Origin of the sequence: Arthrobacter sp. AG258, from assembly GCF_004364695.1 — a bacterium.
Taxonomy (GTDB): Bacteria; Actinomycetota; Actinomycetes; order Actinomycetales; family Micrococcaceae; genus Arthrobacter.
The window spans coordinates 502,619-528,332 of record NZ_SOBI01000001.1 but is presented as its reverse complement, the minus strand read 5'-3'; the positions used below and the strand labels follow the sequence as shown (position 1 = coordinate 528,332).

Sequence of the window (25,714 nt, the reverse complement as noted above, 5' to 3'; positions counted from 1 at the left end):
TGCCGTCGTCGTCCATTTGCTTGGGGCGGGGAATTCCTAGGCGGCTGCCTTGACCTGCAGCGGCTGGATCTTGCCGATGACGAACAGGTAGTTGGCGGCCCCGATGAGGGAAATTGCGCCGATCACGGCCAGCGGCGCCACGAAGGATCCGGTCTGGTCCACCAAGACGCCGATCAGGATGGGCGTGAAGATGCCGGCCAGGTTGGAGGCGAAATTCTGCAGGCCGCCGATGGAACCGACGTGGCGTGAACTCGGTGCGACATCAGCCGGCAGCGACCAGATGCCGGTGGCGGCCACCGTGAGGCTGGAGTAGGCGATGGACAGCAGGGCCAGGGCCATCCAGGCCTCCGGGACCAATGCGGCAAACATGATGACGGAGCCGCCGGCCAGGCCACCGGCGATGGCCGTCTTGCGGACCTTGCTGACGGGAGATCCTGCCCGCACGGCACGGTCAGCCAGGTAGCCGCCCAGCCAGCCGAACAGGACGGCGCAGATGCCGGGGATGGCGCCGAAGAAGCCGAGCTTGAGGAGGTCGAAGCCGCGTTCTTTAACCAGGTAGCTGGGGAAGAACGTGATGAAGAAATAGATGGCACTGTTCAGGCAGAAGAAGCCGAACATCATGCTGAGGATGGTGCGGTACTTGAACAGCGAACGCCAGGGGAGCTTGGCCGCGTTTTCGTCGTCGCTTGCCGCTCCGCGGGCACCGCCCTCCTGGATGTAGCTGACTTCGGCGGCATTGGCGCCGGCGTGCTCCTCCGGGCTGCGGTAGTACTTCCACCACACGGCGGCCCAGATGATTCCAAGGACGCCGATGATGATGAACACCGCGTGCCAGGACGTGAAGGCGACGATCAGGGTGACGATCGGCAGCGCGATCACGGCTCCCACCCGCGAACCGGAGTCCCAGATGCTGGTGGCAAAGGCGCGTTCGCGGACCGGGAACCAGGTGGCCACCACCTTGGCTGCAGTGCTGGGCGCCGGGCTCTCACCCACGCCGAGGAGGAAACGGGCGGCGAAGAGTGACCAGAAGCTGGACGCTGCGGCGGTGACCATGGTGAAGACGGACCACCACACGGCGGCCAGCGAGAACGAGCGGCGCGGGCCCACCTTGTCCACGTACCAGCCGGCGGCGAGCTGGAAGAAGTCATAAGCCCAGAAGAACGCTGCAAAGATCAGGCCCTGCTGGGTGGCACTGAGTTCAAAATCCTTGCCCATGAACGGGAGGGCGACGCTGAGGCTGGAGCGGTCAAGGTAGTTGATGCTCAAGCCAATGAAGGCAAGCCAGATGATCACCCAGCGTTTGCGGGTCATGAGGCGGGGTTGCCGGGATGAAGTGGTGATGGAGGTTTTACTTCCGAGCGTAGTCATGCGGTCTCCTTCGACATATACATGGCTTCGGGTGCGGTGCGCACGGCGGGAGGGGCAGGCGCGGAAGGCATCTGCGCCAAAATCATATAGGAATCGGGTTAATCATATAGAAAGTGTGACCCGGATCAAGTCCCCGCCGAAAAAATCCTTCGATGAAGGCTGCGGCGCCCCGTGGCTTATGATTCCCCCAAGCGGCTTCCCGCCGTTCAGTACCAGCAATCCAGTGCAAGAGGTAACCGCGTGCCCCCACGTCAATCGTCCGAAACTTCCCGCGGCAAGGCAGCCGTGCCCGATGTGTATTCGGCGATGCGTGCCTCCATCCTGGAAGGGGAGATTGCTCCCGGCACCCGGATCAACATCGATGCCGTAGCCCGCGGCCTGGGCGTGTCCCAGACGCCCGTCCGTGAGGTGCTGCAGCGGCTTGAAGGCGACAACCTGGTGGTCTACAACCCCGGCCGCGGCTACAGCACCACCCCGTTGCTTGACCTGCCGGAGCTGCGCTCGCTGTTTGAATTCCGGCTCCTTGTGGAACCGTGGGCGGCCCGGGCCGCGGCCGTGGACCGCCTTGCCAATCCGGCCGGCTCGCTGGAAAGGGAGCTGAGCAGTTTCCGTGCCATCATGAAGCGGACCGGCGACCTGCGGCAGGACCTGGTGGCCCATGACACCCGCTTCCACGACACCATCCTTGCCGCCGCCGGGAACCCCGTGGTCCGGCATGCCTTTGCGCAGACCCACTGCCACCTGCACACCTTCCGGCTGTACCCGGCGGACGTGGACGGCGCCATTACCGTGGCTGAGCATACGGCCGTGCGGGAAGCCATCGAGGCCTGCGATCCGGAGCGGGCTGAGGCGGCCATGACCACCCACATCCGCAACTCTTTTGACCGCTTCGCCCAGGCCTTCGAGGGTGAGCTGCCACCGCTGGAGGACGGCGGCCCGCCGCGCAGGCACATCATCACATCCTAGGAATCCGGCGAAAAGTCCCGGTCCGCAAGGGCCGGGCTTTTGGGTTCCCGGGCCGGGCCTGCCGCTGATGGGGGGTTGACCTGAATCGCACTTCCTATATGATTTTAGAAATTCGTATAGGAATCGAATCTTTCCCTCCGCCAGTTCCGCTCCGAAAGTTGAGATCCATGCCTTCCATCACGTCCATCAACACCCAGGACGTCCGCTTTCCGACGTCCCTTGAGCTTGACGGTTCAGACGCGGTCAACGTAGACCCCGATTACTCCGCCGCCTACGTGGTCATCCGCACCGACGCGGGCGACGAGGGCCACGGCTTCATCTTCAGCTGCGGCCGCGGCAATGACATCCTGACGTCCGCTATTGACGCCTATGCCCGCCTGCTGGTGGGCCGCGACATCGATGAGCTCATCGGCGACCTCGGCGCGGCCTCCAGGCTGCTGGTCCATGACTCCCAGCTGCGCTGGCTCGGACCCGAGAAGGGCGTCACCCAGATGGCCTGCGGCGCCCTGGTCAGCGCCCTGTGGGACATCCGTGCCCGCCGGGAGAACAAGCCGCTCTGGCTCCTTCTCGCCGAAATGACACCCGAAGAAATGGTCAGCGTGGTGGACTTCACCCACATCCGCGACGCCCTCACCCCCGAAGAAGCCCTCGAGATCCTCCGCGCCGGCCAGGAAGGCAGGGACCAGCGCATCGCCGAACTCAAGGCCGGCGGCTTCCCCGCCTACACCACCTCCCCGGGCTGGCTGGGATACAGCGACGAGAAGCTGGTCCGGCTGAGCAAGGAGGCCGCAGCCGACGGCTTCTCCATGATCAAGCTCAAAGTGGGCGGGGACATCGACGACGACCGCCGGCGGATGGCCCTGGCCCGCGACGCCGTGGGCGGGTTGCCCATCGCCATTGACGCCAACCAGCGGTGGGAGGTGTCCGAGGCGGTTGAATGGGTCAACCAGCTCGCGGAATTCAACCCGTACTGGATCGAGGAACCCACCAGCACGGACGATATCCTGGGCCACGCAGAAATCCGCAGGGGTGTGGCGCCGGTCCGGGTGGCCACCGGTGAAGCCGTGGCAAGCCGCATCGTGTTCAAGCAGCTGCTCCAGGCCGGTGCCATCGACGTGCTTCAGCTCGACTCCACCCGGGTGGCCGGCGTCAACGAGAACATCGCCATCCTGCTGCTGGCCGCCAAATTCGGGGTGCCCGTCTGCCCGCACGCCGGCGGCGTGGGCTTGTGCGAACTGGTCCAGCACTTCTCCTTCTTCGACTACGCAGTGGTGGGCCGGAGCCAGGAAAACCGCATGATCGAATTCGTGGACCACCTGCACGAGCACTTCGCCGAACCCGTCCGGATCATCAACGGCCGCTACGCCGCGCCCGAACTCCCGGGCACGGGCGCCGAGATGTTCAGCGCCTCCCGCTCCCGCTGGGAATTCCCCAACGGTGCCGGGTGGCAGGAAGTGGGCAACCGCGCCGCCGTGACCGGCGCAGCCCCGGCCCCTGCCGGAGCCGGCCGGTGACCGCCGGAGCAAGTGCCGCCGTCGGCCTCGCCCCGGACCGTAGCGCCGGGCCCACCACGCCTGGTGCCCTGGACGCGGCAGTGGAAGCCGCAGCAGCTGCCTTTGACCAGGGCCGCCGCGTGGATCCGGCTACCCGTGCCGGCTGGCTCGAAGCGATTGCCGCCGGCCTGGAGCAGGACGCCGGCGGACTGGTGGAAACGGCCGCCTGGGAAACCCACCTTGGTACCGCCCGGCTGGAGGGGGAACTGAAGCGGACCGTCTTCCAGCTGCGGCTGTTCGCGGCGGAAATCCGCCAGGGCGAGCACTTTGACGCCACCATCGACCACGAGGACCCGGCCTGGGGCATGGGTCCGCGGCCGGACCTCCGGCGGTACAACGTGCCCCTCGGCGTCGTGGGCGTCTTCGGCGCATCCAATTTCCCTTTCGCGTTCAGCGTGATGGGAGGGGACAGTGCCTCGGCCCTGGCCGCCGGTTGCTCCGTGGTGCACAAGGCACACGACGCACACCGCGAACTCGCTGCCCGCACCGCCCGCGTAGTGGCCGATGCCCTGGATGCTGCAGGGGCGCCGTCGGGCCTGTTCTCCCTGGTGACCGGCCGGCAGGCGGGCGAAGGGCTGGTGGACCACCCCCTGGTCAAGGCCATCGGCTTTACCGGATCCACCGCGGGCGGCCGTGCCCTGCTCGACAGGATTGCTGCCCGTCCCGAGCCCATCCCGTTCTTCGGCGAACTGGGTGGCATCAACGCCGTCTTCGTGGCACCCAACGCATGGGCGGCCCGGCGCGCGGAGATCCTCACGGGGTACGCCGGTTCCTTCACCCTGGGCATGGGACAGTTCTGCACCAAGCCGGGGCTGCTGTTCGTCCCCGCGGGGGATGCAGCGGGGATCCGCGCCCAGCTGGTGGAGGCCCTGGCCGGTTTCGCTCCGTCCCGGCTCCTGAGCGACCGCCTGCACGCCGGTTACGCGGATGCCGTGGCCACGCTCCGGGACAGTGCCGGCGTGGATGTCCTGGTGGCAGGCGACTTTGCGGAGGAACCGGCCCCCACGGTCCTGCACACCACTGCGGAGGAAGTCCGGAAGGACCCGCACCTGCTCCGGCAGGAGATGTTCGGCCCCGCCAGCCTGGTAGTGGAGTACCGGGACCAGGCCGAACTGCCCGGGCTGGCGGACCTGCTGGAAGGGCAGCTGACCACCACCCTCCAGGCCCAGGAGGACGACGACGTGTCCGAACTCGTTGCCCGGCTTGCAGACATCAGCGGGCGCGTCCTGTGGAACGGGTGGCCCACGGGCGTCACGGTCAGTTACGCCCAGCACCACGGCGGCCCGTACCCGGCCACCACCTCAAACACCACGTCCGTGGGCACGGCCGCCATCCGCCGCTTCCTCCGCCCGGTGGCTTACCAGTCGTTCCCTGCGTCCCGGCTGCCCGAACCCCTGCAGGACAGCAACCCCTGGCGGGTCCCGCAAAGGGTCGACGGCGTGTGGCAGCATCCGGCCGGACGCACCTGCGTCGGCGGAGCCGGGAAGGAGGGGCAGCAGTGAGCCCGCTGTCCGGGGCAGCACGTTCCGTCCTTCCCGAGGACGCCGACGCGGCGCTGCTCATCGGCCGGGTCTGGGATGGGGAAACGGCGGGTCCGCGCGTGGTGGCCGTCAGCGGGAACACCGTCTTCGACCTGAACCGCCTGGCCCCCACCGTTGCCGCGCTGATGGAACTGCCGGACCCCGCCGCTGCCGTCCGCTCTGCCCTGCTGGATCCCACCCTCGCCGAACCGCGGTGGGCGGTGCCCGACGTCGTCAACGCCTCCCTGCAGGGTGACCACACCCGCACCCGGCTGCTGGCGCCCATCGACCTCCAGGTCATCAAGGCCTGCGGCGTGACGTTCGTGGACAGCATGATCGAGCGCGTCATCGAGGAGCGCTGCGCGGGCGACGCCGGGCGGGCTGCGGAGGTGCGGGAGTTGGTGGGCCGTGCGCTGGGGGGAAGCCTGGCAGACCTCCGGCCCGGCTCGGCGGAAGCCGCTGAAGCCAAGCGGGTCCTGGTCGCCGAAGGGCTGTGGTCGCAGTACCTGGAGGTGGGGATCGGTCCGGACCCCGAGGTCTTCACCAAGGCGCCCGTCCTGTCATCGGTCGGCCTCGGCGATGGAATCGGCATCCCGGCCTTCTCGTCCTGGAACAACCCGGAACCGGAGCTGGTGCTCATTGCCACCGCCGGCGGGCGGGTGGTGGGTGCCACGCTGGGCAACGACGTCAATCTGCGGGACGTGGAAGGCCGGAGCGCCCTGCTGCTGGGCAAGGCCAAGGACAACAACGCATCCAGCGCGCTGGGGCCGTTCATCAGGTTGTTCGACGGGACCTTCACGCTGGAGACGCTGCGCGATGAGGAGATCCTGCTGCGCGTGGACGGTCCGGACGGGTACCTGCTGGAGGGCCGGAACAGCGTTGCCCGCATCAGCAGGCCCTTCGAGGAACTCGTGGCCGCCACCCACGGCAAGCACCACCAGTATCCGGACGGCTTCGCGCTGTTCACGGGGACCCTTTTTGCGCCCACCCAGGACCGGGACGAGCCGGGACAGGGCTTCACCCACAAGCACGGCGATGTGGTCACCATCCGCAGCCGCCACCTGGGCGCCCTGGTCAACACAGTGGGTCCATGCGAGGAACTGCCGGAATGGACCTTCGGCCTCCGCCGGCTCTTCGAGTACCTGGCGGGGCAGGGACAGGGCGCCCGCGCCTAGTCTTTACGGATAAAGGACGACGACGGCACTTTCGCAAGTGCCGTCGTCGTCCTTTGGAATGGGGGAGCCTAGCTGTTGTCCGGCTTGGCTATGCTCTCCGGATCTTCCTCCTTGGCAGGCTCGTCGGAAAGGCCCTGCGGGGTCAGGTCAAGGTCCTCCGGGTGCTCCGGTGCCTGCGGGGCCTCGCCGGTTTCGGCGGCCTTGAGGTTGCCCGTATCGTCCAGGGCGGGGTTGGCCCCCTCCACCACGGTGGGGTCTTTCTTCCCGGAGCCGGAGCCCGCATTGAGCGGGGCGGTGCTGCTGGATCCCGTGTTGGTGGGGTCGTTTTCGTCGATCGAAGTGGGCTCGCTCGTCATGGAAATGTCCTCTCGCCGTGGTCCAGCCTTGTCCGCCGACCATAGGCACACCCGGGGTGCATGCGCAAGGAAAGAGTGCACTCATCGGTTACCATCACTGGCATGCCCGGTACAGCCATCACCACCGCCTTCATCCCCGTCCGCGACCCTCAGGTGGCGGCCCACTGGTACAGCCGCATGCTGGGACTAACCGTCGCGGACGCGAACCGATTCTCGGCGCTCCTTGCCGGCAGCGGAACCGCATCCGTAACGCTGATGGGCCCGGGCAGCGGCATCCAGGTTTCCCCGGGGCTGTCGTGGGCGACGTGCAACTTCACAGTCGATGACCTGGACGCCAAGCGCGCGGAGCTGGCGGAGCAGGGCGTCCCGGTGGGGTCCATTACGGGCTCGCCGGATGTCTGCCTCTTCTTCACGGCCAAGGACCCGGACGGGAACACGCTGCTGCTGACTGACCGTTAGCGGCGCCACCTATAGTGGGGTTTGAACTGCTGACGCCAGGCTGAGGAGGCCCCGCATGCTCGTGCTCGTCATCAACTCCGGCTCGTCGTCGCTGAAGTACCAGGTCCGCGACGTCGCCGCCGGGACTGTCCTCACCGAGGGGCTGATCGAGAAGATCGGGATGGGCAACGGTGGCGGAGGCGACGGCGAGATCGAGGGCCCGCGGGACCACGCGGAAGCCCTGGAGCAGGTGGATGCCGCCATCCACCAGGAACTGGGTGGCCTGGAACTGGGCGCGGTGGGCCACCGGGTGGTGCACGGCGGCGAGCGGTTTGCCGAACCCGTGCTGATCGACAACGAGATCACCCGTGCCATCGAACGCCTCAACCCGCTGGCGCCGCTGCACAACCCCGCCAACGTCCTGGGCATCCGCGCCATCACCAGGAAATGGCCGGACATGCCGCAGGTGGCCGTGTTCGACACCGCCTTCCACCGAACCCTGCCCGAATACGCCTGGCGCTACGCCGTCCCCGACGAGCTCTACACCAACCACGGGATCCGCCGGTACGGCTTCCACGGCACCTCGCACGAGTACGTTGCCCGCCGGTCGGCCGCGCTGCTGGACCTTCCCCCGGAAGAGTTCGACGGCGTCATCGCCCACCTGGGCAACGGCGCGTCGGTCACCGCCATCCGGGGCGGACAGTCCGTGGACACCTCCATGGGTTTCACCCCGCTCGAAGGCCTGGTGATGGGCACCCGCTCGGGCGACCTTGACCCCTCCATCCTGGTGTTCCTGGGCCGCGCCGGGTGGACTCCGGAGGACATCGACTCGATGCTGAACCGGGAATCGGGGCTGAAGGGCCTGGCCGGGAACAATGACATGCGCGCCGTGGTGGAGGCCGCCGAATCCGGGGATGCCAAAGCCGCCATGGCGCTGGCGGTGGCGTCCTACCGGCTGGCCAAGTACATCGGTGGGTACCATGTGGCGGTCGGCGGTGCCAAGGCGCTGGTCTTCACCGCGGGGATTGGCGAGAATTCCTCCCAGTTCCGGGCGCTCGTTGCGGACCGGCTGGGCGCCCTGGGCATCGAGCTCGAAGCCGGCCTGAACGCCAAACGGTCAAGGGAGCCGCGCGTGATATCCGCACCGTCCTCCGCGATCCCCGTCCTGGTGGTTCCCACGGATGAGGAACGCGCGATCGCCGAGGCGACGGCCGCCGTCGTCGGTTCAAACAGGTAACCGGCATGCCGGAGATCCTGCTGCCAATCCACACCGACCGGCTGGTCCTGCGCCGCTTCGAAGGCCGCGACCTGGACGCCTTCCACGCCTACCATTCACTCGCCGAGACTGCCCGTTTCCTGCCGGGACCGGCCAAAAGCTACACCAAATCCATGGAGTACGTGGGCAAGTACGCCAACTTCGTGTACGAGAAGGAGGGCGACTGGCTGTCGCTGGCCATCGAGGCCAAAGATGAGCCGGGCCTCCTGGGCGAAGTGGTACTGAAGTGGCTCCCGGGCCGCGGGCAGGCGGAAATCGGCTGGTCCACGGCACCGCAGGCGCGCGGCAAGGGGTACGCCACCGAGGCCGCGGCGGCGGTCCTGGACCTCGGCTTCGGGGACCTCGGCCTGCGCCGGATCGAGGCCCGGCTGGATGAGCTCAACACCGCCTCCGCGGCGCTCTGCCAGCGGCTGGGGATGCGGCTGGAGGCGCGGCATGTGGACAAGTGGTTCTACAAAGGCCAGTGGGCCACCGAACTGGTCTACGCCGTCCTGGCCGACGAATGGAGCCGGGAAAGGGAACCTACGCCCGGCCCTTGAGGATCAGGTTCCAATAGATCTTCGGGAAGAGGTCCCGGTCCACCACCCAGGACAGCCTGCTCTCATTCCAGGTGGGAACGTGCGGGATGCTGGGCTTGACCCGGTACTGGTCGTCGAATTCGGCGAACACCACGGTGTCCCGCGATACCGTGAACGGGCACACCGAGTACCCGTCATACTTTGCGCGCAGCGGCTTTCCCTTGCGGGCGGCCACCAGGTTTTTCGCCAGGACCGTGGCCTGCTTTCGCAAGGCGCCGCCGGACTTTGAGTTGCTGGTCCCCGCGGCGTCGCCCAAAGACCACACGTTGTCATGCCGCAGGTGCCGCAGCGTCTGGCGGTCCACCTCCACAAACCCGCCGGAGCCACCGGCGGCCGGCAGGTCCGTGGCCTTCAGCCAGTCCGGGGCGGACTGGGGCGGGACGGCGTTGAGGACGTCGTACGTAAGCTCCTCGGTGATGTTTGCGGCGTGGTCGCGGATGGTTGCCCTGCGCTCGCCGGGGTTGACCGCAACCAGTTCGCTGTTGGTCCGCAACTCGATCCCGTACTCGGCGATCTTCCGGTCCAGCTCCCGGTCCACCTCCGGTACCCCGAAGACGGTGGGGTACGGCTGGACCATCACCACCCGGATCTTGTCCAGGACGCCTTGCTCCCGCCAGTAGTCGCAGGCAAGGTACATCGGCTTCTGGCTGGCTCCGGCGCACTTGACGGGCCCGGCGGGCATGGTGAACACGGCGGTGCCGGAGGCCAGGCCGCTGAGCAGGGTCCAGGCCTTGGGGGCAAGGTCGAACTCGTAATGGGAGGCGCCGTGTGGCGAGTGCACGGCGTCGGCAAGGCCCGGAACGGCGTCCCAGTCATACTGCAGGCCCGGGCACACCACCAGTTGCCCGTAGCCAACGGAGGCTCCGGACGCCAGGGTGACCGTGTTCGCGTTGGCGTCCACGTCCACCGCGGCATCCCGGATCCAGGTGACGCCCGCCGGTGTCACCGACTCCTGGGTCCGGACGGCTTCCCGGGCCTGCGCCCGGCCGCCTGCGATGTGCGAGAACAGCGGCTGGTAGAGGTGGTGGTCCTTGGGTTCGACCACCGCCACATCCTGGACGCCGTAGCGCTGTAACCTGGCCGCCAGCGAGATGCCGGCGTTGCCGCCACCGATAATGACAACCTCGTGGCGGGCAGCCACGGGCCTACTTCTTTTCGGTCAGGGCGGATGCCTTGTGCGCCGCGCGGGCGCCGGTCTTGGCCGATTCCACCACATACTGCGGCTCATCCTCGCTGGCGCGGTGCGTGTTGCCGTCGAGTTCGAAATCGCTGGTTTTCTTTTCCACGATCTTGCCGTGGGTCTTGCCTTGTGAAGTGTTCCACTCCACGTGCGTTCCCTTGCTTAATGACATGCCTGCCCCTTTTGGTAGCCCGGACCTTTGCCCGGATCGGAAAACAAGTGCCCCACAATGGTAAGCATGGTGAGCATTTCCGGGAACAGGGCGGTGGCAGGCAGGCGCTACTGCTTCAGCCCGGCGCCTGGAAGCAGCCCGGTGGCGCCCAGGGCGTCGGCGATGAAGGCGTAGTCCCACGCACGCTCACGCCACTGCACATAGCGTCCGGAGGCCCCGCCGTGGCCGCCGTCCATCTCGATCTTCATGACGATGGGCTCGGACCCGGTGGTCTTGTTCCGCAGCTCCTGCACCCATTTGGCGGGCTCGACATACAGGACCCTGGTGTCGTTGAAGGACGTCACGGCCGCGATCTTGGGGTAAGCCACCGCCCGCACATTCTCGTACGGCGAATAGGACTTCATGTACGCGTAGGCCTCGGGGTCCGTGATGGGGTTGCCCCATTCCTCCCACTCCAGGGCGGACAACGGCAGGTCCGGGTCCAGGATGCTGGTGAGCGGATCCACGAACGGCACCTGCGCCACGATCGCCGCGTACTTCTCCGGCGCCATGTTGGCCACGGCGCCCATCAGCAGGCCGCCCGCGGAACCGCCCAGGGCCGCGATCCGCGCCGGGTCCACCCAGCCGGAGTTCGCCAGCCAGTCCGTGGCGTCGATGAAATCGGTGAAGGTGTTCTTCTTGGTGAGCTTCTTGCCGTCCTCATACCAGTGCCGGCCCAATTCGCCGCCGCCACGGATGTGGGCGATCACGAACACCACGCCACGGTCCAGCAGGGACAGCCGGGCGATGCCGAATCCGGGGTCCATGCTCATCTCGTAGGAGCCGTACCCGTAGACCAGGCCCGCTGCCGTCGCATCCTGCTTGACGCCCTTGTGCCGCAGGACGGAGAGCGGGATGCGCGTGCCGTCGCCGGCGGTGGCCCATTCGCGGGTGGCGATGTAGTCGCTTCCGTCGTAGCCGCCCAGTACCGGGCTTTCCTTGCGCAGCAGCAGGTCGCCGGCGGGCAGTTCGGGGGTGGGGAGGACGAAGTCGTAGATCCGCGACGGCGTGAAGTAGGACGTGTAGCCGAGCCGGATCACCGGGGCGTCGTAGTCCGAGCCGCCCACCCCGGCGGTGTACAGCTCCTCATCGAAGGCAGGCTCCACCGGGGCCTGCTGCGCGGGCGTGCCCAGCCCGGCCAGCCCCATCACCTGGACCCGCTCGATGGTGTCCTTGCGGACGGAGACGATGAGGTGGGTGGAGGTGACGCCCGCGCCGTTGACGCGGACGTCGTCGGAATGCTCGACGACGGTCTGCCAGGTCTGTTCGGCCAGCGGCTTGTGCAGCTCAGCCGGGTCCGTCAGGGAGACCATCGAGTTGATGGCGCCGCGGTTGTGGGTGAGCAGGATCTTTTCTTCGCCGTCCAGCAGGAAGGGTTCTGCCTCGTAAAGGATGCGTTCGTCCCGCGAAATGACGGTGCTGACCGTTGCGGCGGGGTCGTCGAAACGGAGCAGCCGGGTTTCGCTGTACTCCGAGCAGCCAATGCCGAGCACCAGGTAGCGCCGGTCCGCGGAGAGCTCGAAGCCCAGCCACATGGCGGGATCGTCCTCCTGGTACACCACGGTGTCGTCGGCCACGGGCGTGCCCAGGACATGGGACTTGACCTGGTAGGGGCGCCAGGACTCGTCCACCACGGTGTAGAAGAGGCGGGTGCCGTCCGGGGAGAAGGAGACGCCATAGAAGATGTTCTCGATGACATCCGGCAGCAGCGTGCCGGTGCGAAGGTCCTTGATCCGGAGGGTGAAGCGCTCATCGCCGGAGTTGTCCACCGCGTAGGCGTAAAGGTGGCCATCGATGGTCACGGCGGTGCCGCCCACCGAGAAGAACGGCTTGCCCTCAGCTTCGACGTTGCCGTCCAGCAGGACTTCTTCGCCCGGGATACCCATGCCGGCCTCGACGGCCGGCGGAGTCCAGTCGGCCACCTTGTCCCCGGTGTCCTGCGCCTTCACCCGGCAGTGGATGCCGTATTCCTTGCCCTCTGCCGAGCGGCTGAAATACCACCAGCCGTCCTTCCGGTGCGGGACGGAAAGGTCGGTTTCCTGGGTGCGGCCCTTGATCTCCTGGAATATGGCCTCGCGGAGCGGCTCCTGGCCGGCGGTGACCGCTTCCTGGTACTCGTTTTCGGCCCGCAGGTGCGCCACCACCTCCGGGGATTCCTTGTCCCGGAGCCACTCGTAGTTGTCCACGAAGGTCTCCCCGTGGTGGGTGCGTTCGGTCGGAATCTTCTTGGCAACCGGGGGTGCCGGGACGGAGGTGCCGGTGGAATCCTGCAGCGGGGTGGAGGTCATGGATTCAATATATAGACCCGTCCCTGCAAGTCCGCAGGCCGTTCGCTGACGGGGGAGCGGCGGACCGGACCGCACGGGACGAAAGACTCTGGGACGCCTGCGGCGGTTCGGGTCAGGCTGGAGGGAACACCGCAAGGAAAGGGGGCGCCATGTCCTTCGAATCCGGCCCGGCTCCCCGGGCCAAAGCCTGGTTGGCCGTGGCTAAATGCGTGGGGACGTCCGCCCTGATGCTTGCCCGCAGGCAAGTGCACCTGCCTGCGGGGAACGTGGGCCGGATGTTGCGGTTCGCGGACGGGAGCGCCGCGCGGGTCTACCGGGAGACCGCCGTCGGCCGCCCTCCCGCCGCGGAGCCCTGCGTACTCGTAGTCACCTTCACCCTGCGCCTGGTGCGCGGCCGGGCGCACAGGTTGTTCGAGGCCGAAAGCCTCCTGAACACCCCGCTGTTCGTGGGGTTCCCGGGGTTCGTGTCCAAGCTGTGGTGCGCCCACGATACCTTCGGCGCCTACCGCGGGTTGTACGAGTGGGACGGTGCCGAGCAGGCGCGCCGTTACGCCGCCGCCCTCTGGCGGGTCCTTGAACTGGTCAGCGTCCCAGGATCCATCAGCTTCAAAATCCTCCCTGGCCTGCACCGGGACGAGGCCTTGGCCGACCCCGCCCGGATGCGCCTTGCCGCCCACCCCGAACATGCCTGGTGGCGGCTCCTCCCCGCAGCGTGAGGGCCCGGCAGCCATGGGACGCGGGCAAGGACCGACGCCGGACACCGACGTCCTCGTTGTCGGCGCTGGTCCCGCCGGGCTCACCACCGCGCTCCAGGCACAGGCGCATGGCGCCTCCGTCAGGGTGGTGGACCGCCGCCCGCACCTGACACGCCCGTCCCGGGCCTTGATGCTCCATGCCCGCGCCCTGGAAGGGCTGCGGCCGCTGGCAGTCACCGGAGAACTGCTCCGCCGCGCCGATACCACCCCGGAAGCGCGGCTCCACCTGGGCCGGCGTATCGTCGAAGCCCGGCTGGGCCACGCGGACCTCCCGGACACGGCCTTCCCGCACCTGACCCTGGTCCGGCAGGCCGACGTCGAGGCCGTGCTGTGGCAGGCACTCCAGGAGCGGGGCGTCCACGTGGACTGGGGCGTGGAGTTCCGCGGGCTCGGCCGCGGCGGCGTACAACCAGAAGGAGGCATGGTCCGGGCGCAGCTTTACCGCGACGGGGGCGGCCGGGAAGAGCATGATTCCCGGTTCCTGGCCGGTTGCGACGGGCAGGCCGGCACCGTCCGCAGCATCACGGACGCCCGCTGGGAGGGCGGTCCCTACCGGGTGGAGGCTGTCCTGGCCGACCTGGAACTTGACGGGACCCTGGACCCGGGGGTCCTGCACGTCGCCGTCGGCAGCGCCGGGCTGACCTTCCTTTTCGCCCTTGGGGAAGGAGCCACCTGGCGCATGCTGGCAACCCGGCCCGCGGACCCGCAACCCGCCGCATTGTTCGGCCAGTTGGGCCCGGCCGTCCCGCCAGGGGAAGTGGAACGGCTCGTCAGGGTCTCGGGGCTGGGCGCCGCGGTCCGGGACGTCCGGTGGTCGGCGCAGGTCGCGCTTCAACACCGTCTTGCCAGTTCGTTCGGCGTCGATCCCGTCTTCCTGGCAGGGGACGCCGCGCACGCACATTCTCCGGCCGGCGGTCAAGGCATGAACAACGGCATCCTCGACGCCCTCAATCTTGGCTGGAAGCTCGGCTTCGCCTCGACGGCCGGCGGGCCCCTCCCTGAGTTGCTCAGCTCCTACCACCAGGAGCGCCGGCTTGCTGCCCGGCAGGTCCTTGCCCTGACGCACGTCATCTTTTTTGGGGAGGCCTCGCCGCACCCTGCCGCCCGGCTGGCCCGGAGCATTCTTCCTGCGTTTGCGCCGGTCCTGCCGTTCCTGCTGCGCCGGCAGTGGCTCACGTCCAAGGGCATCAGGCTCCTGGCCCAGCCTTTCGTGCGGTACCGGAGCAGCACTGTCTCCATTGACGGGACACCCCGGTCGGTCCGGTGGCCACGGCCCGGCGACCGGCTGCCGGACGCGCCGGCCTCGGTGGCGGGACGGGAAGTGCGCCTGCATGACCTGACGGCCCTCCCGGGGGTCCATCTCTTGCTGGAGCGGGATGCCGGCCCGGACGCCTTGGATGCCCTGGCGTTGCCGGCGCGTGCGGGACACAGCCCCCTGGTCCATGTCCACCGGCTCAGCAGCCATCCGGGCCGGGGCGTGGTGGCCGTGCGCCCGGACGGATATGTCGGTTTCAGCTGCGGCGAGGCGGACCCGGCGCAAGTGGGGGACTGGCTGCGGCTGGTGGGTGCCTTGCCGTCCTGACGGGTGGTTGCCGGGGCATGTCCGGCGTATCCTGATCAGTCCAAGGCACATCTGCCCAGCCTGAGAGGGGAAGTTCCATGACCATCCCGCCAGTGCACGAACCTGAGCCGTTTCCGCCCGAACCCGGACCGGAGCCGAGCTCCCCGGATCCCACCCAGCCCCGCCCGCCCGGGCCGCCGTCGCCACATCCGTTCCCCGCACCGCCGTCGCCGGGACCGTTGCCCGTTCCCGATCCCGGGCCGGCGCCGCTCCGGCCGGACCCCATCAGGGATTGACCGCACGGGCACTTGAAGGCCCGCGCTCCGAGTGCTAAAAAATCAGTATTAGACAACAAAGGCTCGGGAGGCGGGCAAACCTGTTGACTGCCTTATGGGGCGGATCGCCACACTGTGCACGCCACAGCGCCAGACAGCGCATCGGCAGCTGAGGCCTGTACTTCCCGACACGGTGGCCCCCGGCTTCGGCCGGGGGCCATCCGCGCGTCCGGCCTCCCTGTGTTCCGGTCACGTACCGGCCGGGTGCCCCGGCATCAGGAATCAGGTGCTGAGTTCCAGCATCAACGCAGGCATTTCCTCGGCTAGTTCGCGGGCCAGGAACCCCATGGGGCCCCGTCTGCTGGCCAGCCGGTCCGCGGCGGCCGCATGCAGGTGCGTCCCCCAGCATGCCGCCTGGGCGCCGGTGGTTCCCCTCGCCCGGAGGCCGGCGATGGTCCCCGCCAACACATCCCCGCTGCCGGAGGTGCCAAGGCCGCCGTATCCCGTGGTGATCTTCCAAGGGCCCGGGCCGTCGTCGAAGCCTGGAGGCTGCGTGATCAGGCCCTGGCAACTGACAACGGCGCCGAACCGGGCGGAGACCTCGGCCAGGTCTTTTTCAAGGTCCGCCACGTCGCGCCCCAGCAGGATTCCCGCTTCGGTGGGGTTCGGGGTCAGGACCAGCCGGCCGCGCCAGGAGTCCAGCCGGTCTTCCAGCGGCACCAGGGCGCCCAAAGCGTAGGCATCGAGGACGACGGCGGGCCGTTCCGTACCGGGCGACTCGCGGTCAAGCATCGCCACCAGCAGTTCCGCCGCAAGGTCCGGGTCATCCAAGCCCGGTCCGACCAAGACCGCGTCCGCGCCGTCCAAATACGCGGCAACAGGGTCCAGTTCCGCCTTGAGGGAACCCTCCGCAGTTTCGGGCAGCCCGATGCAACCACACTCAGGCAACGCGACCCCCAGCTGCACGGCAACGGACCCGGCCACTGCCAGCGTGAGTTTACCGGCCCCGGCCCGCAGCGCGGCGGTGCCGGCCAGCAGCGCCGCGCCAGGGGTGGTCCGGGCCCCGCCGATCACCAGCACCGACCCACGGGAGTATTTGTCTGCGCCGGGTGCCGGCAGGGGCCACTCGCGCAGGAGCGACGGGGTGACCAGGGTGGCGCCGGCGTCACCGGGGCCGGACACTGGTGTCTCCCGCATGCTCGGTGACAGCGACGCCCTGCTCGGCCAGGTGGCTGGCCACGTTGAAGCTTTCCAGGGTCCACGGTCCCTCACCGGAGGGGCGCACAAACCTGGTTACCGAGGCATTGCGGATGGCTTCGGTGGCCGCGAGGTCCAGCAACTCCCTCTCCGTGAGTCCTTCCAGCACGTACCGGAACAGCATGATCACGGCGTCATGGCACACCAGCATGACCCGGTGGCCGGCACCCAGGCCATTCAGCTCTGCCAGGACGGACCGCAGCCGGAGCGCCACGTCCGCCCAGGATTCCCCGCCCGGCGGCCGGTAGTACAGTTTGCCCAGCCAGTCCCGCCGTTCGGCTTCCACCGGGTAGCGGTTGTCCACGCCCAGCCGGGTGAGCCGGTCCAGGATGCCCAGTTCGCGGTCCCGCAGCCGTTCATCAATCCGAACCTGCAGCGGCCAGCCTGCCGTTTCCACGGCGATCCGGGCTGTCTGACGAGCGCGCGCATAGGGGGAGGAGACCACGGCGTCGGGACGGAACCCTTCCGCGATCCGGGACAGGGCAACACCCAACGCCTTTGCCTGGTCCTTCCCGGTGCCGGAAAGGTCCACATCGGCATCGCGGGCCGGCACGTCGATGACCTCAACTCCCGCGTCCCGGGCCTCCGTGGCGGCCACGTTGCCTTCGCTTTCGCCGTGCCGGACCAGGAGCAGCTCCACCGCTCCGGCTGCCCTGACCGCTGCTGTCAAGCCGTCGTCGCCGGACGGGCCGCCGCCCGAAATGTCTTTCTTCGAAGAATCGCCGTTCAAGGAACCACCCCGTCCGTTTGCCGTGCCGAAGCCCCCACTATGTGCGGCGTACCCAAGGAACGTCGGAAAATAACGGCCGACGGCGGTCCCGGCGCCAGGGGCGCGCAGCCGCCGTCGGCCCCGCACCAGGGTGATGGGGCCGGAACACCTACCTTTCGGGCGTGAGGGTCTTGGAGAACACGGTGGCGCCGTTGGCGTTCCGGAGGCTCACGGTGAAGCTGTTGTCCTCCCCGAGCTGCACGTGCCCGAAGAACTGGTTTTCGCCGTCCCGCGGGGACTCTCCGGCGAAGCGGCCGGACTTGGAAAACACCACCTCCGGCCCGAACGTGCCGTCCATGGCGTTGGGACCGAACGAGCCCGCCGCGATGGGCCCGGCCACGAACTCCCAGAAGGGGTCGAAGTCGGTGAAGGCCGCCCGCTCGGGGGAGTAGTGGTGGGCGGCGCAGTAGTGCACGTCGGCGGTCAGCCACACAGTGTTCTTCACACTGTTGCGCTTGAAGGCGCTGAGCACCCCGGCCAGTTCAAGCTCGCGGCCCAAGGGTGCGCCGGGGTCGCGGTTGGAGACGCTTTCCTCATTCACGGGTCCGTCCGGGACCACGACGCCCAGGGGCAGGTCGTTGGCGATCACCTTCCACGTTGCCTTGGATTTGGACACCTCGCTGATGAGCCAGTCCACCTGCTCCCGGCCCAGGATGGAGGTGGCATAGGGCTCCTTGCCATCCGTGTTGGGGGACTTGTAGGTGCGCATGTCCAGGCAGAAGATGTCCAGCTGCGGCCCGCGGGAGATCTTCCGGTAGATGCGGGCCGGCTGGTACGTGCCGGCGTCGTCGAACGTGCCGGGCCGCCACAGGGCGGAGCTGTCCGCGATGGGCATGTTTTCCTGCCAGGCCTGGCGGCCGCGCGCGGCGAGGGTGTTGACGTCCCGCACCGTGTAGCGGGAGTCATCCAGGACCTGGCCGGGGTACCAGTTGTTGTGGGTCTCGTGGTCGTCCCACTGGGCGATGACCGGGACGTCGGCGAACAACGCGCGCATATTGGCGTCCATGGAGTTGTAGCGGTGCCTGCCGCGGAACTCGGTCAGCGTCTCGGCCACCTTGGAGACCTCCTCGGTCACCAGGTTCTTCCAGACCTGGCCGTCCTTTTCGGTGACGGTCTCCGCAATGGGACCGTCGGCATAGATGGTGTCGCCGGAGTGGATGAAGAAGTCCGGCCGGGTCTGGTGCATGGCCCGGTAGCCGCGCATGCCGCCGACCTCCTCGTTGATGCCCCACCCCTGGCCGGCTGTGTCGCCGGTCCACACGAAGCTCTGCGCAAACGACGCCGGGACGTCGCCGCTGTTGCCCACCCCACCGGTGCGGCCCTTGCCGTTGACCGTCCCGGTGTCGGGGGCCGTGCGGAAACTGCCGAGGACCGTCTCGCTGGCCGCGCCGCCGTCGTCCTCGAAGCTGATTTCCAAGGCGAACCGGGTGTTGGACGGCAGGTTGCCGGCATGGATCTTGGCCGTGAAGTCTGAGGCCTGGGTGGCGCGGGGGCCACGGAGGACCCGCTCAAAGGCACCGCGTCCGCGAAGGACCTGGCCGCCGTCGTCCACCGCCCGCAGGACCGCAGTCATCCGGCCGGCACCCGAGGAGCGGGACCACAGGACGGCAGAATCGGAGGTGACGTCCCCGGTGGCGATGCCGCTGGGGAGGGTGAGGCGGTTGCGGACCAACGCGACGCCGGCGGGAGACTGGCCGGTTTCGGCTGCCTGGGCGGCGGCGGGGACGGAGGCGAGCGCGGCAGCCAGGACCGAGCCTTTGACGACGGTGCGGCGGGAAACGGTGGTGCGGGAGTTCTCAGTCATACCCTGAGGTTCCCGCGGGCGGACGCACGGACATGGTCCTGCGGGTAAACCCGGGGTGAGGCGGTCCTGAACAGCCGGTGGCTTGGATGGGGGCCGCCGCCTTGGGCCCGCAGGCTACGGGACCGCGAAGTCGGCGATCCTGCCCTCCCGCAGTGCGGCACCGACGGCGGCGATGCCGCCATAATCGGGGAATACCACCGACTGCCCGGCCGCCATGCCGGTCCCGGCCGTGGGCAGGGTCATGGTGCCGATGGCGTTCACGTCCAGGTTCCGCAGGCTGTAGGCGAGGATGGCGGCCTGGACGGGGTCGAAGCCCTTGTCCACCGTGAGGCAGCAGCCCGCGAAGTCCACCAGCGACCGGACCGCGTTCACGTCGTTCAGGGCGCCGCCGCCGGTAAGCCGGGCCAGGATGGCGCGCAGCATGGTCCGCTGGTTCTGTACCCGTTGGAAGTCTCCGTCGGTGAAGGCGTAGCGTTCGCGGCTGAACTCCAGGGCAGCCTGCCCGTCAAGATGGTTGATGCCCTGGCTGAACACATGCTGGGTTTCGATAGTGGACTGGAAGGCAAAAGGGACGTTGACGTCGATGCCGCCCAGCCCGTCCGTAAGTGCCCGGAAGCCGTTGAAATCGAGCATCAGGGTGTGGTCGATGGTGACGCCCAGCAACTGCTGCACGGTCTGCGTGGTCAGGTCGATGCCGCCGTACTCCAAGGCCGCATTGATCTTGGAGCCGCCCACGCCCGGGACGTCCACCCACAGATCCCGCATGATCGAAATGACATAGAGCGTGTGGCGGTCCGCGGGCACATGGACCAGCATCAACGAATCCGAGCGCTGGTCCGAGGGCTCGCCGGTCTCCGCGGTGTGGGCTGCCTCGTTCCGGGCGATCCCCCGGCTGTCGCTGCCGATGACCAGCACATTCATCTCGCCCGCCGGGAGGTCCGGAATCGGCTGCGGCGGAGGAGGCGGAGCGGGCGCCGGTGGAGGTGTTTCGGACGGCGTGGGTGTGGGCGTGGGCGTTTCGCTCGGTGACTGGGTTTGCGTGGCCGCGGGGGCGGCGTCCCTGCCCGCGCGGTTGAGGCTGAACACCGCGATCCCCGCGGCCGCCACCAGCACCAGTGCCAGCAGGGCGGCGATCCAGCGGCGGCGGCCCAGGGCCGCAAGCCAGGCGGGCCGGTGGGGCACGGACGGGCGGGTGGGGGGACCGGCGGGTCCGGTTGGATCAGGCGTGCTCATGCGGTGCCTCCACCTCATCGTGTTGCGGGTGGGATCAGTGTCCGCCAGTGATACCCCTGTTGGCTACAGGCTTGTCCAAACTGTCACCTGCGGCGTGTCGCCGGGCCGCCGGGCACCCACGGTTCGTTACGGCGCGCCGGCTGCGTCCCCGCGGACCGGGGAATTGAGGCGGGCGTGGCGCAGGATGGACACGATGGCGGGGGCCAGCTGGTCCTCCATCTGCCGGTACACCTCCGGCGGCCGGCGGTACGGGTCCACGATGTCGTTCTCGGCGGGATCCGCGGGGAGCGAGAGGTGCCGCACCCCGGCGGCACGCGCCGGCAACCCCCGCCAACGGGTTGTGTGGGCAGCCAGCCAGCCGTCGTCGTCGGCCGCGTTGTCCGTGGATGCGGACGTGTCCCTCTGGTCCAGGACGTCGAGCATGCGGGCGAACTCGCGGATGGTGAAGGTGCGCTTGAGGAGGGAGGCATCGAGCTGCAGGACCTCGCCGCGGTGTCCGGAGGTCATGGTGAGTACCAGGTCCACGCCGCGCAGGATGGCGGGGGTGAGCTGCCGTGCGGCAAACCCTTCCGGATCCCCGCCGTAGGTCCGCACGATCTCCGCGGAAATGGGCTGCATGGGTTCGCCCACCATGGCCCGGGTGCCGGCGCTCGCCACCTGGAACCCTCCCGGCACGGCTTGGTCCAGCCCCGCCTGCAGCAGCCGTTCGGCCACGGGCGAGCGGCAGATGTTCCCGGTGCAGACGGTCAGGATCTTGACTGGCGCGGAATTGTCCAAGGAGATGTTCTCTTTCCCAGCTGGTGGCAGGACCGGTGGGCCCGTGCCTTTCAACTTAACACGCAACGGCGCGGCGGCGGCCCCCTGGCCGGGTGCCGCTGCCGCGCCGTTGCGTGTTTTGATGCCGGGCGCCCGCCGGGCAGCTTACAGAACGGTCAGCAGCTGCTTCATTTGTGTGATCTCGGCCTGCTGGGCGTCCACGATGTCGTGGCCCAGCTTCACGGCGTCCGGGAATTTGCCGGCGCTGATCTCCTGCCGGGCCATGTCGATGGCGCCCTCATGGTGGCCGATCATCTGTTCCAGGAACAGTTTCGCGGCGTCGGTCCCGGTGGCGGACTCCAGCTTCTCGATGCCGGCATCGTCCACCATGCCGGTCATGCCGTGTCCCGAGTGGTCGCTCATCATGGTGGGCACGTTCCAGGCTTTAAGCCAGCCGGTCATCTGCTCGATCTCCGGTGCCTGGGCGGCCTTGATCTTCGTGGCGAGCGCTGTCACCTCTGCGGGCATCCCGGGCTTCGCCAGGATGATGCCGCTCATCTCTACTGCCTGGGCGTGGTGCGGGATCATCATCTGGGCAAACATGATGTCCGCCTGGTTATGGTCGGCGCTGGCGCCGGGCATGGTGCCGGCGCTTGCCATGGTACTCGACATGGGGTTGGAGCTGCCGTGGTCCATGGGCATGCTGCCGGAGCCTGTGGCGCAGCCGGCGAGGCTGAGGGACGCGGCGAGGGCAACGGTGATGGACAGGGTCTTGAATGTGGTGTTCATGGTGTCTTTCAGGGAGGTAGTGGAACTGGGCCGGGGTGATGGGCACAGTCCGGTTTACGTCCGGCTGATGGACAGGTCGCAGGGCGAGGGGCTGGGCGGCAGGTACCCATAGGAGGAGCTGGGGTCGCCGGCCGGCGGCAGCAGCGAGACGACGGCAAAGGTGGCCTGGGGTGGGGCAACGGTGACCGGACTCCCCGGTGCGGTTGGGATGCACGGTGCCCCCGATTCCTGCGCTCCCGGGCAGGAGGTGCCGCACGTGGACGTCGCCAGAGCCGGCGCGTCCATGGAAGCCGCTGCAACCGCGTGGCCGGTATGGCCCGGCTGGTCCCCAACCGTGGAATGCACGACGGCGGTGTGCCCTGCGGGCGCCGTATGGGAGGCTGCGCTGTGCGAAGCGACGCCCTGCGCAACGAGCCCGTGTGAGGCGTGGCCCGTGGTCAGTACGTGCATGCCGAGCAGGCCCGCGATAACGGCCAGGGTGCCGGCCAGCAGCAGGGCCTGGTGCAGTGCCCGGTTCACTGCACCTCCGACGGGTTCAGCTTCAGGCGCCGGAGGAGCTGGGCGTTCAAGGCCACCACAACGGTGGAGGCAGACATCAGCACCGCCCCTGCCGCCGGTGAGAGCACTACGCCGGCAAAGGCCAGGACGCCTGCGGCCAGCGGCACGGACAGGATGTTGTAGCCCGCCGCCCACACCAGGTTCTGCCACATCTTCCGGTAGCTCGCCCGGGAGAGGTCCACCATGGACAGCACCGCCCGCGGATCGTTTCCTGCCAGCACCACGCCGGCGGATTCCATGGCCACGTCGGTCCCGGCGCCAATGGCGATGCCCACCTCGGCGCGGGCAAGGGCCGGGGAGTCGTTGACGCCGTCGCCCACCATGGCCACCTTCAAGCCACGGGCCTGCAGTTCGGCAACTTTCTTGTCCTTGTCCGCGGGAAGGACCTCGGCGAATACCTCGTCAATGCCCAGGTCCGCGGCCACGGCCTGCGCCACCTGGCGCGCGTCCCCGGTGACCATGGCCACCTTGATACCGCGGCGCTGGAGGGCTGACACGGCCTGCCGCGATTCGGCCCGCACGGCGTCTTCCATGCTCACGGCGCCCAGGATGGTGCCGTCGCCGTCCACCACGTGCAGGACTGCGGCGCCGCGTTCCATCCATGCCCGCGTCCGGACGGCCAGGGCCTCGGGCTCGACGACGCCGAGCTCGCGCAGGAGCGCGGGTCCGCCCACGTGCACAGTGCGGCCGTCCACGACGGCCCGGACGCCCCGGCCCGCCAGGGCGGTGAAGCCCGTGGCTGCCGGGAGTGCCAGGTTCCGGGCTCCGGCGGCCCGGACGATGGCACGCGCCACGGGGTGCTCGCTGTCGGATTCAACGGCGGCGGCCAAGGCGAGCACGGCATCGGCCTCAGCACCTTCGGCGGCGGCGATGTCCTTCAGTTCAGGTTCGCCGGTGGTCAGGGTGCCGGTCTTGTCGAACAGGACGACGTCGACGGTGCGCATGCGCTCCAGTGCCATCCGGTTCTTGATGAGCACCCCTGCCCGGGCGGCCTGTTCGGTGGAAATGGCGATGACCAGCGGGATGGCCAGCCCCAACGCGTGCGGGCAGGCGATCACCAGGACAGTGACGGTACGGGTAACGGCGTCGGGGACGCTTCCCAGCAGCGTCCAGCCGATGAAGGTCAGCACGCCGGCTCCGGCGGCGAAGTAGAACAGGAACGCCGCCGCGCGGTCCGCGAGGGCTTGCGCGCGCGAGGATGAGGCCTGGGCCTCTTCCACCAGCCGCTGGATTCCGGCCAGGGCGGTCTGGTCGCCCACTGCCGTGACCCGGACCCGGACGCTGCTGTCCGTTGCCACGGTTCCGGCCACCACCGGATCGCCGGTGCCGCGTGGGACGGTTTTGGATTCGCCGGTGATCATGGACTCGTCGAACTCCGCCTGGCCGTACACCACGGTTCCGTCCGCCGGCATGCGGGCGCCGGGGCGGACCAGGACGAGATCGCCGGGGGCCAGATCGGCAACGGGGACAATTTCCGTGCCGCCCTCCGTGATGCGCTCGGCCTCGTCCGGGAGCAGCGCCGCGAGGGCGTCAAGGGCGCCCTGGGCGGATCCGAGGGCGCGCATTTCGATCCAGTGGCCCAGCAGCATGATGGCCACCAGGAGCGCCAGCTCCCACCAGAAATCCAGGTCGAAGCCGCCGATCCCCAGGCTGGTGACCCAGGAGGCCGCAAAAGCCACGGTGATGGCCATGGCGATCAGCAGCATCATCCCGGGCGTGCGGTCCTTGAGTTCCTGGAGGCCGCCCTTGAGGAACGGCTGGCCGCCATACAGGAAGATCACGGTGCCCAGGACCGGCGGAATCCAGGCGGCGCCGGGAAACTCGGGCGGCATGTAGCCCAGCAGGTGACCCATCATGGGGCTGAAGTAGACCACCGGCACGGACAGGGCGAGCGTCAGCCAGAACCGGTTCTTGAACATGGCGGTGCTGTGGCCGGCGTGCTGCCCGTGGGTGTGCACGGCATGGTCATCGTCATGCTCGTGGCCGCCGTGGTGAGGGTGCCCGGTGGGGGCCGCCGGAGCGTGCGTGAGGGGGCCGGCCGCCGCCGGGTGGTGGGAGTGGTTCCCGTGGCTCATGTCAGTTCCATTCCATAGACGATCATGGGGCGCTGGGGTTGACCGGCTGTAAGGCCGGTGGCACCGGCCGGGACAAACCACGTCACTGACAACACCTTGAATATACCCCCTAGGGGTATATGCGTTCAAGTCCATAGCCCATTTGCTGCGGGAGTTCCATAGGACCTCCCGCACTACTTTCCGCTGCTCCATTCGCCCATACTGGGAGGAGCGAGTACGGTGCCGGCCCGCTGGGGGCTGGCCAATACCTGGGAAGTGGGCCTCGTGACCGAGCTGAGCGACTTGTACACCTACTCCAGTGCCCTCGGCGACGACCAGTGCGACGCCGGGGTGTTCCGCGTGGACCTAGCCGGGCCGGCGTTCCATTGGTCCAATGGCATGTACCAGCTGCACGGCTACCAGCGCGGGGAGGTGGTGCCCACCCTCGAACTCGTCTTTGCGCACAAGCATCCCGATGACCGCGGACAATGCGAGGAAATCACCGCCAGGGTGGCGGAGACCGGCGGCTTCTTCTGCATGTACCACCGCATTATTGACGCCAAAGGCCACACGCGCCGGGTCATGACCTCCGGTGAGGCGATCCTCGGCGACGACGGATCAGTGGTGGCGCTCGAAGGCGTGATGGTGGACCTCACCCGGACCCTGCAGCGCGAGACCGAACAGACTGCGCGGGATGCCGTTGCCGGCGCCACCTCCACCCGCACGGTGATCGACCAGGCTCGCGGCATCCTCATGGGCCTGCTGAAGCTCGGCTCGGACGAGTCCTTCCAGTTGCTCGTGGCCACCAGCAGCCACCGGAACGTCAAGCTCGTGGTGGTGGCCGCCGAACTGGTGCAGCTGGCCAATTCAGTTGACGGGCGGACCTACCTGGACCGCGCCGTTCGGGCCATCCAACTGCACGGGCGGAGCCGGGACACCGGGGGACGCCGCGCAGGCTGACCCTCCCGCCCGGTAGAATGGACCTAGGTGCGCC

At 68.4% G+C, this 25,714-nt stretch carries 23 protein-coding genes; 10 read left to right on the top strand and 13 right to left on the bottom strand.

Going from position 1 to position 25,714, the window contains the following annotated elements; translation table 11 throughout:
* Nucleotides 1-36 precede the first annotated feature (36 nt).
* On the bottom strand, nucleotides 37-1,368 hold the full coding sequence (locus DFO47_RS02505; RefSeq protein WP_018761727.1) for an MFS transporter: 1,332 nt from the start codon (nucleotides 1,366-1,368) through the stop codon (nucleotides 37-39).
* 240 nt (nucleotides 1,369-1,608) lie between these two features.
* On the opposite strand from DFO47_RS02505, the gene DFO47_RS02500 reads away from it, so the two are divergent.
* From DFO47_RS02500 to DFO47_RS02485, 4 genes are all read left to right on the top strand, one after another.
* Nucleotides 1,609-2,334, top strand: coding sequence for a GntR family transcriptional regulator (locus tag DFO47_RS02500; protein ID WP_243835307.1), 726 nt, complete (start codon nucleotides 1,609-1,611; stop codon nucleotides 2,332-2,334).
* A gap of 167 nt (nucleotides 2,335-2,501) precedes the next feature.
* The gene (locus tag DFO47_RS02495) at nucleotides 2,502-3,848 is read left to right on the top strand and encodes an enolase C-terminal domain-like protein (protein WP_133830559.1); all 1,347 of its coding nucleotides are present in this window, start codon (nucleotides 2,502-2,504) and stop codon (nucleotides 3,846-3,848) included.
* Nucleotides 3,845-5,389, top strand: a complete 1,545-nt coding sequence (locus tag DFO47_RS02490) for an aldehyde dehydrogenase (NADP(+)) (protein ID WP_133830558.1) — start codon at nucleotides 3,845-3,847, stop codon at nucleotides 5,387-5,389. Before DFO47_RS02495 ends, DFO47_RS02490 begins: the two co-directional genes overlap by 4 nt.
* A complete protein-coding gene (locus DFO47_RS02485; protein ID WP_133830557.1) occupies nucleotides 5,386-6,582 on the top strand; it encodes a fumarylacetoacetate hydrolase family protein in 1,197 nt (398 codons plus the stop codon). The genes DFO47_RS02490 and DFO47_RS02485 overlap by 4 nt, the downstream gene beginning before the upstream one ends.
* 68 nt (nucleotides 6,583-6,650) lie before the next feature.
* Here DFO47_RS02485 and DFO47_RS02480 read toward each other — a convergent pair whose 3' ends face one another.
* A complete protein-coding gene (locus DFO47_RS02480) occupies nucleotides 6,651-6,938 on the bottom strand; it encodes a hypothetical protein (RefSeq protein ID WP_018761722.1) in 288 nt (95 codons plus the stop codon).
* Nucleotides 6,939-7,040: 102 nt separating this feature from the next.
* On the opposite strand from DFO47_RS02480, the gene DFO47_RS02475 reads away from it, so the two are divergent.
* From DFO47_RS02475 to DFO47_RS02465, 3 genes are read left to right on the top strand one after another with little or no spacing between them, the layout of a single operon-like run.
* Nucleotides 7,041-7,397: a VOC family protein gene (locus DFO47_RS02475; protein WP_133830556.1), complete on the top strand. Its 357-nt coding sequence runs from the start codon at nucleotides 7,041-7,043 to the stop codon at nucleotides 7,395-7,397.
* Between the two features lie 55 nt (nucleotides 7,398-7,452).
* Nucleotides 7,453-8,613, top strand: a complete 1,161-nt coding sequence (locus tag DFO47_RS02470; RefSeq protein WP_133830555.1) for an acetate kinase — start codon at nucleotides 7,453-7,455, stop codon at nucleotides 8,611-8,613.
* A 5-nt stretch (nucleotides 8,614-8,618) separates the two neighbouring features.
* Nucleotides 8,619-9,191 (top strand): GNAT family protein, encoded by a 573-nt coding sequence (locus DFO47_RS02465; protein WP_133830554.1) that lies wholly within the window; start codon nucleotides 8,619-8,621, stop codon nucleotides 9,189-9,191.
* Here DFO47_RS02465 and DFO47_RS02460 read toward each other — a convergent pair.
* From DFO47_RS02460 to DFO47_RS02450, 3 genes are all read right to left on the bottom strand, one after another.
* Entirely contained in the window at nucleotides 9,175-10,371 is a 1,197-nt protein-coding gene (locus DFO47_RS02460; protein ID WP_109045236.1) for an FAD/NAD(P)-binding oxidoreductase, read from the bottom strand. The two genes, DFO47_RS02465 and DFO47_RS02460, sit on opposite strands and share 17 nt — an antisense overlap.
* 4 nt (nucleotides 10,372-10,375) lie before the next feature.
* Nucleotides 10,376-10,582 (bottom strand): DUF2945 domain-containing protein, encoded by a 207-nt coding sequence (locus DFO47_RS02455; protein WP_026264575.1) that lies wholly within the window; start codon nucleotides 10,580-10,582, stop codon nucleotides 10,376-10,378.
* A 107-nt stretch (nucleotides 10,583-10,689) separates the two neighbouring features.
* A complete protein-coding gene (locus DFO47_RS02450) occupies nucleotides 10,690-12,909 on the bottom strand; it encodes a S9 family peptidase (RefSeq protein ID WP_133830553.1) in 2,220 nt (739 codons plus the stop codon).
* Nucleotides 12,910-13,058: 149 nt separating this feature from the next.
* Between DFO47_RS02450 and DFO47_RS02445 the strand changes: the two genes are divergently transcribed.
* Both DFO47_RS02445 and DFO47_RS02440 read left to right on the top strand, forming a co-directional pair.
* The gene (locus tag DFO47_RS02445; protein WP_133830552.1) at nucleotides 13,059-13,625 is read left to right on the top strand and encodes a hypothetical protein; all 567 of its coding nucleotides are present in this window, start codon (nucleotides 13,059-13,061) and stop codon (nucleotides 13,623-13,625) included.
* Between the two features lie 13 nt (nucleotides 13,626-13,638).
* Nucleotides 13,639-15,246, top strand: coding sequence for an FAD-dependent monooxygenase (locus DFO47_RS02440; protein WP_133830551.1), 1,608 nt, complete (start codon nucleotides 13,639-13,641; stop codon nucleotides 15,244-15,246).
* 536 nt (nucleotides 15,247-15,782) lie between these two features.
* Here DFO47_RS02440 and DFO47_RS02435 read toward each other — a convergent pair.
* The 8 genes from DFO47_RS02435 to DFO47_RS02400 form a co-directional block, all read right to left on the bottom strand.
* On the bottom strand, nucleotides 15,783-16,697 hold the full coding sequence (locus DFO47_RS02435) for an NAD(P)H-hydrate dehydratase (RefSeq protein ID WP_133830550.1): 915 nt from the start codon (nucleotides 16,695-16,697) through the stop codon (nucleotides 15,783-15,785).
* Nucleotides 16,666-17,487: a histidine phosphatase family protein gene (locus tag DFO47_RS02430; RefSeq protein WP_243835306.1), complete on the bottom strand. Its 822-nt coding sequence runs from the start codon at nucleotides 17,485-17,487 to the stop codon at nucleotides 16,666-16,668. Before DFO47_RS02430 ends, DFO47_RS02435 begins: the two co-directional genes overlap by 32 nt.
* Before the next feature lie 148 nt (nucleotides 17,488-17,635).
* Nucleotides 17,636-19,330 (bottom strand): alkaline phosphatase D family protein, encoded by a 1,695-nt coding sequence (locus DFO47_RS02425; RefSeq protein ID WP_133830549.1) that lies wholly within the window; start codon nucleotides 19,328-19,330, stop codon nucleotides 17,636-17,638.
* A 114-nt stretch (nucleotides 19,331-19,444) separates the two neighbouring features.
* Entirely contained in the window at nucleotides 19,445-20,563 is a 1,119-nt protein-coding gene (locus DFO47_RS02420) for an LCP family protein (protein ID WP_133830548.1), read from the bottom strand.
* Between the two features lie 126 nt (nucleotides 20,564-20,689).
* Entirely contained in the window at nucleotides 20,690-21,340 is a 651-nt protein-coding gene (locus DFO47_RS02415) for a low molecular weight phosphatase family protein (RefSeq protein ID WP_109045241.1), read from the bottom strand.
* 144 nt (nucleotides 21,341-21,484) lie between these two features.
* Nucleotides 21,485-22,108 (bottom strand): DUF305 domain-containing protein, encoded by a 624-nt coding sequence (locus DFO47_RS02410; RefSeq protein WP_133830547.1) that lies wholly within the window; start codon nucleotides 22,106-22,108, stop codon nucleotides 21,485-21,487.
* Between the two features lie 54 nt (nucleotides 22,109-22,162).
* Complete coding sequence (locus DFO47_RS02405; protein ID WP_133830546.1) at nucleotides 22,163-22,627, bottom strand: hypothetical protein; 465 nt, start codon at nucleotides 22,625-22,627, stop codon at nucleotides 22,163-22,165.
* Nucleotides 22,624-24,741, bottom strand: a complete 2,118-nt coding sequence (locus tag DFO47_RS02400) for a copper-translocating P-type ATPase (RefSeq protein ID WP_133830545.1) — start codon at nucleotides 24,739-24,741, stop codon at nucleotides 22,624-22,626. The genes DFO47_RS02405 and DFO47_RS02400 overlap by 4 nt, the downstream gene beginning before the upstream one ends.
* 219 nt (nucleotides 24,742-24,960) lie before the next feature.
* Here DFO47_RS02400 and DFO47_RS02395 point away from each other — a divergent pair, with 219 nt between their 5' ends.
* Nucleotides 24,961-25,680 (top strand): PAS and ANTAR domain-containing protein, encoded by a 720-nt coding sequence (locus DFO47_RS02395; protein ID WP_133830544.1) that lies wholly within the window; start codon nucleotides 24,961-24,963, stop codon nucleotides 25,678-25,680.
* Nucleotides 25,681-25,714: the final 34 nt, after the last annotated feature.